The organism is Microbacterium pullorum (genome assembly GCF_014836535.1).
GTDB classification, from domain to species: Bacteria; Actinomycetota; Actinomycetes; order Actinomycetales; family Microbacteriaceae; genus Microbacterium; species Microbacterium pullorum.
In genome coordinates, this window is sequence record NZ_JACSQP010000004.1 from 15,879 (window position 1) to 28,840 (window position 12,962).

The 12,962-nt window shown below is 67.2% G+C and carries 11 protein-coding genes; 4 read left to right on the forward strand and 7 right to left on the reverse strand.

Annotation, left to right across the window (positions count from 1 at the left end; genetic code table 11):
• Nucleotides 1-11: 11 nt before the first annotated feature.
• The 6 genes from H9651_RS07000 to H9651_RS07025 all read right to left on the reverse strand — a co-directional run bounded on the left by H9651_RS07000 (nucleotide 12) and on the right by H9651_RS07025 (nucleotide 9,650).
• Entirely contained in the window at nucleotides 12-1,481 is a 1,470-nt protein-coding gene (locus H9651_RS07000; RefSeq protein WP_191718590.1) for a glycoside hydrolase family 1 protein, read from the reverse strand.
• The gene (locus H9651_RS07005; protein ID WP_191718591.1) at nucleotides 1,478-3,352 is read right to left on the reverse strand and encodes a beta-glucoside-specific PTS transporter subunit IIABC; all 1,875 of its coding nucleotides are present in this window, start codon (nucleotides 3,350-3,352) and stop codon (nucleotides 1,478-1,480) included. Before H9651_RS07005 ends, H9651_RS07000 begins: the two co-directional genes overlap by 4 nt.
• A gap of 70 nt (nucleotides 3,353-3,422) precedes the next feature.
• Nucleotides 3,423-4,247, reverse strand: coding sequence for a PRD domain-containing protein (locus H9651_RS07010; protein ID WP_191718592.1), 825 nt, complete (start codon nucleotides 4,245-4,247; stop codon nucleotides 3,423-3,425).
• 185 nt (nucleotides 4,248-4,432) lie between these two features.
• Complete coding sequence (locus tag H9651_RS07015) at nucleotides 4,433-6,268, reverse strand: alpha/beta hydrolase family protein (protein WP_191718593.1); 1,836 nt, start codon at nucleotides 6,266-6,268, stop codon at nucleotides 4,433-4,435.
• Between the two features lie 71 nt (nucleotides 6,269-6,339).
• Complete coding sequence (gene glpK / locus H9651_RS07020; protein WP_191718594.1) at nucleotides 6,340-7,857, reverse strand: glycerol kinase GlpK; 1,518 nt, start codon at nucleotides 7,855-7,857, stop codon at nucleotides 6,340-6,342.
• A gap of 53 nt (nucleotides 7,858-7,910) precedes the next feature.
• Nucleotides 7,911-9,650, reverse strand: coding sequence for a glycerol-3-phosphate dehydrogenase/oxidase (locus H9651_RS07025; RefSeq protein WP_191718595.1), 1,740 nt, complete (start codon nucleotides 9,648-9,650; stop codon nucleotides 7,911-7,913).
• Between the two features lie 105 nt (nucleotides 9,651-9,755).
• On the opposite strand from H9651_RS07025, the gene H9651_RS07030 reads away from it, so the two are divergent.
• The 4 genes from H9651_RS07030 (at nucleotide 9,756) to H9651_RS07045 (ending at nucleotide 12,124) form a co-directional block, all read left to right on the forward strand.
• On the forward strand, nucleotides 9,756-10,745 hold the full coding sequence (locus H9651_RS07030) for a sugar-binding transcriptional regulator (RefSeq protein ID WP_191718596.1): 990 nt from the start codon (nucleotides 9,756-9,758) through the stop codon (nucleotides 10,743-10,745).
• A gap of 328 nt (nucleotides 10,746-11,073) precedes the next feature.
• Entirely contained in the window at nucleotides 11,074-11,394 is a 321-nt protein-coding gene (locus H9651_RS07035) for a hypothetical protein (RefSeq protein WP_191718597.1), read from the forward strand.
• A gap of 37 nt (nucleotides 11,395-11,431) precedes the next feature.
• Nucleotides 11,432-11,704 carry a DUF1905 domain-containing protein gene (locus H9651_RS07040; protein WP_191718598.1) on the forward strand — a complete coding sequence of 91 codons (273 nt, stop codon included), beginning with the start codon at nucleotides 11,432-11,434 and terminating at the stop codon, nucleotides 11,702-11,704.
• Between the two features lie 66 nt (nucleotides 11,705-11,770).
• Nucleotides 11,771-12,124 carry a hypothetical protein gene (locus H9651_RS07045; RefSeq protein WP_191718599.1) on the forward strand — a complete coding sequence of 118 codons (354 nt, stop codon included), beginning with the start codon at nucleotides 11,771-11,773 and terminating at the stop codon, nucleotides 12,122-12,124.
• Here the strand turns inward: H9651_RS07045 and H9651_RS07050 are convergent.
• A complete protein-coding gene (locus H9651_RS07050; RefSeq protein WP_191718600.1) occupies nucleotides 12,070-12,918 on the reverse strand; it encodes an MBL fold metallo-hydrolase in 849 nt (282 codons plus the stop codon). The two genes, H9651_RS07045 and H9651_RS07050, sit on opposite strands and share 55 nt — an antisense overlap.
• Nucleotides 12,919-12,962 lie beyond the last annotated feature (44 nt).

Below are 12,962 nucleotides of genomic sequence, written 5' to 3' on the forward strand. Positions count from 1 at the left end.
CGTTGAGGCCTTCACCCCGCCTCGCTGAGCGTTGCACCACCTGAGGCGATCACACGGCGGTACCAGTCAAAACTGGCCTTCGGGGTGCGATTGCCCGTCCCGTTGCCCTCATCATCCAGGTCGACGTGGATCAAGCCGTATCGCTTCGTCATCTGAGAGGTCGAAGCGCTCACGATGTCGATCCCGCCCCAGACGGTGTAACCCATCAAATCCACGCCGTCTGCAATGGCCTCTGCGACCTGACCGAGGTGGCGTCGCATGTAGTCGATCCGGTAATCGTCGCGCACCGAGCCGTCTTCCTCCACGCGATCGCTCGCGCCGAGTCCGTTCTCCACGATGAACAGGGGCACCTGATACCGGGTCCAGAGGTCTGTCAGAGCGATCCGGATGCCGATCGGGTCCAGGTGCCATCCCCACTCGGAGGTCTCGAGGTGCGGATTCTTCACGGTGCTGAAGAGGTTGCCCCCGGTGGCCCCGTACTTCGTCGGATCCACCGCCGAGACGAGTGTCATGTAATAGCTGAACGACAGGAAGTCGACGGTGTTCTCGGCGAGGATTCGCTCGTCTCCTTCCGCTATCTGCAGCTCGATCCCATTCTCCCGCCAGTAACGGCGGATGATGCCCGGGTACGCGCCGCGCACCTGGACGTCGGTGTGCACGAGGTTCATGTCGTTGTCGTGCTGCGCCTGCTGCACGTCGGCCGGGTCGGACGATGCCGGGTAGTGCAGCATCCGCGCCAGCATGCATCCAACCTTCGCCTCTGGGTCGATCTCGTGGGCGAGCTTCGTCGCGAGTGCGCTCGCAACGAACTGGTGGTGCAGCGCCTGGTATGCGCGTTGCATCCGATCGCCCGTCCCGTCATCGACCACGCCGCCACCTGTGTACGGCTCGATGACCGTCGTGTTGATCTCGTTGAACGTCAGCCAGTAGCGGACGAGACCGCGGTAGCGGCGCAGGATCGTCTCCGCGTAGCGCTCGAACAACCTGACGACCGCGCGGTTGGCCCATCCGCCGTACTCGGTCACGAGGTGCAGCGGCATCTCGTAGTGCGACATCGTGACGACAGGCTCGATACCGCGTTCACGCAGTCGTGTGAAGAGGCGCTCGTAGAACACGAGGCCCGCTTCGTTAGGTTCGGCGTCGTCTCCGTTCGGGAAGATCCGCGACCAGGCGATCGACATCCGCAGCGCCCGGATGCCCATCCGGGCGAACAGTTCGACGTCCTCTTCCCAGTGCGTGTAGAAGAGGGACCCGTTGCGCTTCGGATACCCAGCCGTGCCGACGGCCGCCGCGGCTTGGGCGATGCGCTCGGGAGTCGGGCTCATGACCTCATGCAGGTCGACGTAGTCCATCGCCTGCGGGAAGGGCACCACATCCGCCTGAGACAAACCCTTGCCGTCGGCGTCGTATGCGCCCTCCGCTTGGTTCGCCGCGAACGCGACCCCCCAGAGGAAGTCGGAGGGGAACGGGGCGGCGGTCATCGTGCGACCTCCGTGGCGTCCGCTGTCATCTCGAACAGCGCGTCACCGGCATCGATCAGACCGAGATGCGGATTCCCGATCCTGCTGCCCGCGCCCTCGGTGACGACGACGATGACTGAGGTGTCGTGCGTCTTGGCGACCTCGGCGAAGTCCACGGTCAGCAGGTGCTGCCCACGCATGACCCGAGCACCCTGCGCGATGTGAGCGGTGAACCCTCGGCCTTCGAGGGCGACGGTGTTGACGCCGACATGGACGAGGACTTCGAGCCCGTCGTCCGTGCGGATGCCGAGGGCGTGGTTCGTCGGGAACAGCGCAACGACCTCGCCGTCCACCGGCGCAATGATCCGGTCGTCCGCTGGCCGGATGGCAACTCCGTCGCCCATGACACCCTCGGCGAAGATCCGGTCAGGGACGGTGGACAGGGGCACCACCTCGCCGGCGGCGGGAGCGGCGACGACGGCGGTCTTCACGCTCGTGTCCGTTGGCGTGTCAGACGCGGTGGGTGCGCCCGCGGCCTCTGCGAAGGCGGACTCGTCAAAGCCGAGCACCAGGGTCATCACAGTCGACACGATGAAGGCCACGGCGATGGCGACCATCGCCCAGCCGAAGGTCGCACCGATGAGGCCCGGGATACCCGGGATCCCACTGTTGCCAGCGAGCACGTACGCATCCACGCCGAATCCCAGACTTACTGCCCCGCCGACGGCGCTACCGATCATGGTCGCGATCAGCGGACGTCGCAAAGGCAGCACGAGACCATACAGCGCTGGCTCGGTGACGCCCATCAGGCCGGTGAAGGTCGTGGAGAACGCGAGGGTCTTCAATGACTTCGACTTCGCGCGGATGGCGACGCCGAGCGCAGCGCCGGTCGTCGCGAAGCTCTGCACGTAGGTGAGCGGTAGGAACTTGTCAGCGCCGGTCTGCGCGAGGTTGGTGAGGATGAAAGGGACCAGCGCGTAGTGCATGCCGGTCATGATGATCAGCGGCAATAGCGCGCCGATGACCGCACCCGCGATCGGACCGCCGTTCGTGAGGCCCCAGGTGATGCCGCCGGAGATGCCATTGCCGACCACCGTGCCGAGCGGGCCGAGCACGATCAGCGTGACCGGAGCGACCACGAGCAGAGTCAGCAGCGGCACGACCATGAGTCGCACGACGCTCGGGATGATGCGGTTCAGGCCGCGCTCCACCCATGACATCAGGTAGATGGCGAGGAGGGTCGGAATCACCGTGTACGAGTAGGTCGTCGCGGTGACCGGCAGCCCGAGGAAGTCCACGGCCTCGCCGGAGCCCAGCGCGGTCACGAGCGTCGGGTAGACGAGTACGCCGGAGATCGCGACGGCGACGTACATGTTCGCGCCGAGCTTGCGGGCGGCGGTCATCGCGACCAGCAGGGGCAGGAAGTAGAACACCGCATCGCCGATGGCGGTCAGGACGACGTACGTGTCGGATGCGGTATCGATCCAGCCGAAGAATGCGAGCAGAGCCAAGATGCCACGAAGCAGACCGGCTCCGGCGATGGCCGGAAGTAGCGGGGCGAAGACCCCGCCGATGAAGTCGAAGAAGCGCTGCAGGGGGTTCTGCTTCTTCCCGGCGGCGGACGGGGCAGAGGGCTCCCCGCCGAGGCGCGGCTCCGCGGCCGTCAGCGCGTGAAATACCTCGCCGACGTGGTCGCCGATGACGACCTGGTACTGGCCGCCGGTGTCGTTCACACCCATGACCGCCGGGACGGCCGTGAGCGCGGCCGCATCCGCCTTGCTGTTGTCGTGCAGCGTGAAACGCAGGCGGGTGATGCAGTGGTACGCGGAGGCGATGTTCTCGGCTCCGCCGACGCCCGCGATGATCGCGGCAGCGTCCTGTTCGTACTTCATGTCGTTCTTCCTCAGGAGAGACGGACGGCTGACGCGGAGGATCCTGACGCGCCGATGGGGTGCAGCGGACTCAGACGAGTCGGCTGACGTGCATCGCGATGTAGACCTTCTCAGTCGAGGTCATCACGTGGGAATGGGTGTCGCGCACGTAAGCGGCGATCCTGTCGACGCCTGTGAACACGTGCGGGAGCTGGCGACGGAGGAGCCCGAGCAGCTCTTCATCGTCGCGATCGATGGCGGTATGCGACAGCACACGCTGTGCGAAGTAACGGATGTGGGCAACGAAGCGCGTGTATGCGGGATCGTCGTCGCCGTACGAGATGCCGAACTGCAGCCGCACAATGTCGAGGACGTCCTGTGTCAATTGGGTCAGCGCTGCGGCCGACCCGTCGCCACCGCCGACCTCGGCGGTGATCAAGTGGAGGGCGATGTTGGCAGCCTCGGGCTGCGGCATCCGCACACCGGTCGCCCGCGCGATGAACTCGAGGGCCTCGGTCGCGACCGCATACTCCTTCGGGTAGAAGCGGCGTACCTCGCTCTCCAGTGCGCTGGCGAGATCAATGCGCTGCTGCACCCGCTGCACGGCGAAGGCCAAGTGGTCAGCGAGCGCGGGGTAGATGGAGTCGCTGAGCTTCTCGGTGAGCCGCTCGCGTGCGAACGAGACGATCTCATCTGTTGCGCTGAGGATCTCGGCCGGTACGTCGGCGGCGACCTGCGCGAACTTCGTCCCCTGGGCGCTGTCATCGAGGCGGAACACCTTCTCGATGGCCGCGGGGTCGATCGTGTCACCAGGCTGGGACTGGAAGCCGATGCCCTTGCCGAGGACGATGACCTCGCGCATGCCGTCGTCGAGAGCATCGACGACACTGTTGTTCAAGACGCGGCGGATGATCATGGCAATACCTCTGTGACAGATTGTGGGTCGTCGACTCCGACTCACGCCCGGTATTGCCCGCGCGGTGATCCGCGGTAACAAGCCAATGCAATCGTACCGCGCCTTCGAGCGCCGCCGATTGCACGTAAAGCCCTCCGGGCTCGAGCGGACCAGCCTGATTCCGCTCGAGCCCCGGAGGGCGCCCGTCAGTAGGTGACGGTGAGGGTGTTCGAGACGGAGATGAGCGTCACGACCGCCGCATTGATGAATCCGCCGATGTACGGGTTCCCCGTCTCGCGATAGATCTTGCGCGAGATCACGGCCGACACCGACAGGATCACGATCACCGGGAACAGCCAGATGCTGAAGATGCCACCGAACCCCGGAATGGTCTCGCCGGAGATGAAGAAGGTGGCGTACTGCGCGATGACCAACACGATGGGGGCGATGGCGTTCGCCAGCGCGAGCACCAGGGTGTTGAGCCATTCACGTCCGCGCAGCGTGAAGCGGTTGAAACAGTTGATCGCCACCGAGTTCGCCATGAAGTACACCAGGAAGAACGGGATGTAGAGCAGCGCGATCCACAGCTTGTCCGCCTCGAACGCCTTGACGGCCACCACCCAGAACCGGAAGTCCGTCTTGAAGAAGTAGTCGAGTACGAAGACGATCCCGAATGCCGCGGCCACGACGACCGCACCGAGTCCGATCCCCTGCAACAGCTTGCGCCAGCCGGGCAGTACTCCCCCCGCACGCAGATCGACCCCGTTCTTCTTCCCGAACGCGAGGTAGAACACGGTCATGATGATCAGTCCGGCAATTCCGTTGATCGCGGCCCACGTGGCGATGAAGAACACTGCGCCCTGGGTGAAAATCGTCGGCACCGCATTGAACGCGATTCCGGCCATGAAGGACTGCTGGCTCAGCCACACGTAGCTCCAGCCCGAGAACAGTGCCGAGACAGCCAGGCCGCCCCAGAACCACAGCAGACCCGTCCGGTTCGTGGCGGCCACCCGCGGCGGCTCGGTGAGCTGCAACCCGGCGAAGGCGCGCGTGCGCAGCAGCGCACGGGGGAAAGCCACGAGGAAGATGCCGAAGCCGATCAGGCCGATCGCCGTGGCGGTCTCCTTGATCTGCCAGACCTGGGCGCCGGCATCCATCGCGTTGGGCGCGGGGAACACCTGCTCCCAGAACTCGATCTGACTGGCCACCGTGGTCTGCGAGATGGTGCCCCACGGGTGGCTCTCCGCCGGGGTGTAGATGATGCGATCCGCACCGCTCTGGGAGTAGAACTCGCCGGCTTCGCGCTGCTCGCCCTCGGCCGGGTCGATGCCGAAGTTGAGGAAGGACTGCGCGTTCGGGGTCGAGATGTACTCGCGGGGCGGCGTGAGCGCCGCGCCCTCGGGGCTGTAGCTGCGGAAGAAGAACTCGTCGTACTGCGCCGCGGACACGCCCACATCTCGCGTGCCGTAGATGTCGGTGTAGCCGCCTTCGTCGTCACGGTAGACCGGGTCGTTGTCGACGAGGAAGACCGCGTCGATGAGCGGTTCATCGGCCTCGTTGTCGAGTGCCACCGAGAAGTTCGCGGCACGCGCGCCGTTGGAGTGACCGGAGACACCTACCTGGTCGGGGTTCACGTACGGCAGATCGGCGACGAGCTTCACGACGTCGTACATGCCGGTGCCGCCGAGCTGCAGCTGGTCGTTGCGCAGCGGCGACGAGTTGCCGTGGCCGTACATGTCGATCGACACGACCACGTAGCCGCGCCGGGCGAGTTCGACGTAGTTGGCGCTCTGCATCTCCCGGTTGTTCCACCAGCCGTGGGACACCACGATCGCGGGTGCCGGTGCGTCAGCCGTGGCGCCATCAGGGGTGAACAGCAGCGCGCTGATCCGCTGGCCCGACGGGGTCTCCCAGCGCATGTCCTTCACCGCCACGGAACCGAGGTTCGTCTGCACCGCAGACGAGACGATCGCGGACACGAGCATCAGCACCAGCGACAGCGCGAGCCAGAAGGGGTTCCTCTTCAGGAAGGTCGTTCTCATGTGATCCCTACTCCTTTGTTGGGGTATCGGTCGGGTAGATCGTGCGCGAGCGCGCAGGGGACGGTCGGGGATCAGGCGTCGACGTCATCGTCGACCCAGGAGAATGTCCTGCTGACGGCCTTCTTCCAGTTGCGGAACAGCTTCTCCCGCTCGGCGACGGGCATCGACGGGGTCCACCGCTGCGCTTCACTCCAGTTCTCGGTGACCGATTCCTGCCCGTCCCAGAAGCCGACGGCGATGCCGGCGGCGTAGGCGGCGCCCAGAGCCGTGGTCTCGATCACCGTCGGTCGCAGCACGTCGACGCCCAGCTGATCGGCCTGGAACTGCATGAGCAGCTCGTTCGCGACCATGCCACCGTCGACGCGCAGCTCGGCGAGCGGAATCCCGGAATCCGCGTTCATCGCCGCCACCACCTCGCGCGTCTGGAAGGCGGTGGCCTCGAGCGCGGCGCGGGCGACGTGTTGCTTCGTGACGAACCGGGTCAGGCCGAGCAGGGCGCCGCGTGCGTCGGGGCGCCAGTAGGGGGCGAACAGACCCGAGAACGCGGGGACGAAGTACGCCCCGCCGTTGTCATCGACCTCGCGGGCGAGGGTCTCGACATCCGGTGCGTCGGCGAACATCCCCATGTTGTCGCGCAGCCACTGCACGAGCGACCCGGTCACGGCGATCGACCCTTCGAGCGCGTACACGGCAGGTGCGTCGCCGATCTGGTAACAGACGGTCGTGATGAGGCCGTTCTGCGAGTGCACCGGCGTCTCCCCCGTGTTGAGCAGAAGGAAGTTGCCGGTGCCGTAGGTGTTCTTCGCCATGCCCTCGCGGAAGCACGCCTGCCCGAACGTCGCCGCCTGCTGGTCGCCGAGCACCCCCGCGATGGGCACGCCCGGCAGCATCCCGTGCTCGCGTCCGAACCCGTAGACCTCGGCGGACGACCGGATCTCGGGGAGCATCGACAGGGGGATCCCCAGGTCGGCGACAATGCTCTCGTCCCACGCCAAGCTCTCCAACCCCATCAGCATGGTGCGGGACGCGTTGGTGACATCGGTGACATGGATGCCGCCGTCGACGCCGCCGGTGAGGTTCCAGAGGATCCAGGTGTCCATGGTGCCGAACAGCAGGTCGCCGTTGTCGGCGGATTCCCGCGCACCGGGGATGTTGTCGAGGATCCACCGCACCTTGGGCCCGGCGAAGTAGGTGGCCAACGGCAGGCCGACGGCCGACTTGTAGCGATCGACCCCGTGCTCTCGCGCCAGCTCCGCCACGATGCGCTGGGTGCGCGTGTCCTGCCAGACGATCGCACGGCAGACGGGGATGCCGGTGTGCCGATTCCACACGACGGTGGTCTCGCGCTGGTTGGTCAGGCCCACCGCGGCGATGTCGGTGTGGGTGAGGTTCGCGCGGGTGAGGGCGAGTCCGACAGCCTGACGCACGTTGTCCCAGATCTCGATCGCGTCGTGCTCGACCCAGCCCGCGCGCGGGAAATGCTGCCGGTGCTCGAGTTGACCGCTGGCGACGATCGATGCGGAGTGATCGAAGACGATGGCGCGCGAGCTGGTCGTTCCTTGATCGATGGACAGGATGAACTGGGTCACAGGTGTTCTCTCCGTTGAGACAGGTGGCGGGGGCGTTGCGGTCGCGGTCGCGGTCAGGGGGTGTCGGACATCGCCGCGATCCCCGGGGCTGCGGCTCTCGCTCGGGCGGCCGCTTCGTCGTCGGTCTCGCGCGCCGCCGAGGCCACGGCCTGGACGGCCGCGGTGTAGGCGCGGGTCTCCCGGTCGACCCGCTCCGGCGACCAGCCCAGCTCGTCGGCGACGACGCGCGCGACCTCGGGGAGGGCGGCGAGAGCTTCGTCGGGGTACTCGTAGGCCATGCGGGTACGACGATGCATGACGTCCTCCAGGTGCAGCGCACCCTCATGCGTGACGGCGTATGCGATCTCGGCACGCAGGTAGGCGGGGGCGTGCGCCAGCGGGCGAGACAGATCTTCATCGGCCTCGCACAGTTCCGCGATGTCGCCGATTCTGGCGCCGTACCTGTGCAGCAGGTGGTCGACCGTCGCCTGGTCCCACCCGAATCGCCGGCCGATGGTCTGCGCACCGCGGTCCCAGCCGTCGCCGCCCCCCACGAGGGCGATCGACGTCGTGGGCGACGGGCGCTCTGCGGCTGCCGCTGCCCCGATGGCGAAGTCCACGGCATCGCGCGCCATGATCCGGTAGGTGGTGAACTTGCCCCCGGCGATCACTGTGAGCCCCGGAGCGGGTGAGGCGACGGTGTGCTCGCGCGAGATCTTCTCCGAGGCGGTGCCGTCCTTTGTGCCGGGCTGCAGAAGGGGGCGAAGGCCCGCCCAGGTGCCGATGATGTCGTCGGGCGTGAGGGCGTTCGCGAGCACCGAGTTCGCCTCGTTCAGCACGTACTCGATGTCCCGGGCGTTCGGGGTGGGGTTCACCAGGTCTTGCGTCCACGGGGTGTCCGTGGTGCCGATCACCCAGTACCGCGACCAGGGGATGACGAACAGCACGCTCGTCTTGGTCTGCAGGATGAGTCCGGCGTCGCCTCTGATCCGCTCGCGCGGCACCACGATGTGGATCCCCTTCGAGGCGAGCACCCGCAGCCCGCCCGTTTCGCCCGCCAGCGCCTGGGACTGCTCGGTCCACACGCCGGTCGAGCTGATGACGTGGCGGGCCTTCACCCGCACGAGGCGTCCGGTTTCGAGGTCGCGCAGCACGGCGCCGTCGACGCGGCCGTCGGCATCCTTGGTCAGTTCCACAGCCTGTGTGCGGGATGCCGCGTGCGCGCCCTTGCCCACGGCGGTGCGGACGAGGGTGGCGACATAGCGGGCGTCGTCGACGTTGGCATCCCAGTACTCGATCGCACCGACGGCGGCCTCGGGGTCGAGGTCGGGGAAGACCTCGCTGAGGTCGGATCGGCTCAAGTGCCGGTGCCACGGCAGGGCGCGCTTTCCTCGACGCAGGGAGGCGAGCACGTCGTAGAGCGCGATGCCCGCGCCGACGAAGGCCCGCTCCCACACGCGGTGGCGTAGCGGGTAGAGGAAGGGCACGGGGCGCACGAGGTGGGGTGCCACCTCGGTGAGCAGCAGGTCGCGTTCGGCGAGGGCTTCGAAGACGAGCTTGAAGTCGAGCATCTGCAGGTAGCGCAGTCCCCCGTGCACCAGCTTGCTCGACCGCGACGACGTCCCGGCGCCCCAGTCCTGCGCTTCGATGACAGCGGTCTCTAGCCCTCGGCCGGCGGAATCCAGCGCGATGCCCGCGCCGGTGATGCCGCCGCCGATCACCAGCACGTCCAGTTCGCGACCGGGCGTTGCGCTTTCGGCGAGACGCTCGAGGGCGCGCTCACGAGATGCGGCCGTGAGCTGAGTGCTGGACATGACGCAATCCGTTCGTTCGGCGTGGTTCGGGATATCCCCACTGTCGGCCTGAAGCGTATTACGCTCTGCGAGCATGGTGGCAAAGCGCGCACGTACTCTGCACGAATGTGCACGATCGTGAGTCGGGAAGAACTGGTCCTGACCGCGGCATCGATGTATTACCTCCAGGACATAAAGATGGAGGCGATCGCGAGCCGTCTGCATATGTCGAGGTCGACGGTGTCGCGCATGCTGAAGGACGCCCGCGCGTCGGGGTTGGTGAGCATCACGCTGCGGCACGCGCCCTCTCGGGCGCCGGAGATCGCCCAGCGCATCAGCGATCACTTCGGCGTCGAGGCATATGTGGTGCCGGTCAGCGACTCCGCCTCGACGCAGGAACGACTCGACCAGGTGGCCACCGCGACGGCGCGCAAAGTGGCGGACTGGTTCGACTCCGACATGCTCCTCGGGATCGCGTGGGGGACGACCCTCAGCGCGGTGGCGCAGCACCTGCCCGTGAAGTCGACGCGGGGAAGCATGATCGTGCAGCTCAACGGCAGCGCGAACAACCGCACCTCGGGCTCGGAGCACGCGGGACACCTGCTTTCGCGGTTCGGCGAGGCGTTCGACGCCCGGGTGCAGGAGTTTCCCGTGCCGGCGTTCTTCGACTACGCCAGCACGCGCCAGGCCATGTGGCGAGAGAGGTCCATCGCCCGTGTTCTCGACATGCAACGACGCGCGGACATCGCGCTCTTCTCCATCGGCGCGGTCGGTGGGCAGGTGCCGAGCCACGTCTACTCCGCGGGGTACCTCGAGCCCGCCGACATCCGCGTGCTCGAGGCGGAGGGCGTCGTGGGTGACGTCTGCACGGTGTTCCTGCGCGCCGACGGAACGTACGAAGACCTCCGTCTCAATGAACGAGCCACCGGCCCCACACCCGCGGAGCTGAGCCACGTGCCCCGGCGCGTGTGCGCCGTCGCCGGGGACAGCAAGGTCATTCCGCTGCACGCCGCGCTGCGCGCGGGTGCGATCACGCACCTGATCCTCGACGAGCAGACGGCCCAGGGGCTGGGGGCGAGGCTGGGCGGCTCGACGAGCACCGGCGTCGATGGGTGACCCGCAGACGCTGGACGCCACGGTGCGGGTCGATGCCGAGGTGGACGACGTGCGCCTCGAGAACGTGGGCGCGATGACGTTCTCGCACTCCTAGCCCTCGGCGAGCCCCGATGCGGCCGAACCTCGTGTGCTGGACGCAGGTGCCACCGGTCGACAAGATGGGCTCGAACTGGAGTGACGCCGCAGGAGGAGCACCCATGACCACTGACCCGGCAGCCGCCGAGCTGTCCGCAGCTCTGAAAGCCGACTATGACCGCATCGTCGCCGAGGACACGGGCTACACCGTCGGCATTGAACGTTGGACACGGGTGAAGACGGGTCTCAGTGGGTGGGAAACATCTCCCTGGCACTCACCGTGGCTGCCATCCTGCTGTTTCTCGCCATCTGGCCCGCGGGCGCCTTCACCCTGCTCATCGTGAAATTGCCGCTCCTCCCCATCGCGTGCTTCATCTCCCTCATCGGGTTCCTCTGCGCCGTATCCGTACTGGAGTCACGACGCGAGAGCATGGCGGCGAAGATGGCCACGGTATACGGCATCACCGTCGACACCAGCGTTACTCCGCACCGCTACAGCACCGCGCTTTCCGCGGACGAGGTTTCGCCCGACCTCACGCAGACCCACGCCTACCTGGCGGCATCCGGCGCCTGACGCCCGAACGCCGACACGTATCGCTACAGTGGCGCCCATGACAGAGACCGAGTTGCGCTTCGAGGCGCCGATCGGCGTCGAGGTCAAAGGCGAGATGTGGGCGTGCGTCGAGATCCCGGGATCGGCGGAGTTCTTCGGCACCGGCAAGACGGTGCGGGTCGATGCCGAGGTGGACGACGTGCGCCTCGAGAACGTGGGCGCGATGGTGACCGGTCGAGGCGGTCACATGATCTCGCTGAACGCCAAGGTGCGAAAGCAGCTCGCGAAGGACGTCGGCGACACCGTTCGGGTCGTCGTCTCGCCCCGCTGAGTGCTCGCGGGTGTGATGCCCGCCCCACGCACCTGGGGCCCTGTGCGGCGCCCGTAGGCTCGGGGCATGGAGAGCGACTGGATCGAACATCGACGTTCGGGTGACGGCGAGCGAGTCGGCTGGATGAAGCCCGTCGCCGACGGATTCGTCGCCATCGACCTGCTGGGGCGTCCGTGCACGACGGTCGTGGACTGGCTGAGCGCAGAGGAGACTCTCGACGAACTCGGTCTGGGCTACCTCGCCGATCCCTATGAGCTGAAGCTCGAGGACGGCGGGTGGCTGCGGGTGAGGATCGCCGAGGTGTCGCCCGCCGCGGTTCGCGTGAAGAAGGACGACTGGGGCGACATGACCGCGCACCAGATCTACTACTCGGTCTCTTTTCCGGTGGACGACGACCAGCTGCGCCCGCTGGTTCGCTGAAGGCTCTCCACCTGCCCGGCGTGCAGTTCGCGGACCCATTCCCAGCCGGGTTCGGGGTCATCGATACGCCGGTCGTGCAACTCTCCGCCCCCGCGCAGGGCCTCGATGTAGGCGCGGTCGCGCGCGACCCGCTCCCGCAGTGCTGCGGCGTCCCCGGGTGAGCCGTGCCCGGGGACGACGACGTCGGCCTCGTCGGCGGTGCCTGCCAGCACATCCAAGCCGACGAGGTAATCCCCCAGCGGGTCGGCTGCGCCCGCGATGTCGGGCATCGGCACGAAGACGTCAGACAGCATGTCACCGGCGATCAGCACGCGGCATCCCACCACGAGAAGCGCCGCGTGACCGATGGCGTGCGCAGGATGCGCGAGCATGCGAACGGCCGGGCCGTCCCAGGGCAGGTGCGTCGTGCCTGCGGGGAGGGCGGTGAGCAGGCCGAACTGCTCGAGCGGCACCTCATCGATGACTTCCGGCGGGAGTCCTTCGACCACGCGGTCGTGCCAGTCGGGTCGGCCCCGCAGGTCGTGCATGAAGGCTGCGGCGTCGGCGGTGGCCCAGCGCGGGGCGTCACCGAACGCGGGATGCCACAGCACATGGTCCCAGTCGGGGTGCGTCGCGAAGCCCGCGACGACCGGCAGGCCGAGCGCCCGCAGATCGTCGGCGAGGCACTGCATCTCGGTGGCGGTGATGCCGGGGTCCACGAGCAGCACGCCGTGCGTGCCGTGCACGACGACGGTGTTGTTGCGCAGCAGTTCGCTCTGGTGAACGAAGACCCGGTCGGCCACGGGAGTCAGCATGCTGGGCGTCGCTTCGCGAGCGGTGCGGCGGTGACGGTCATGGG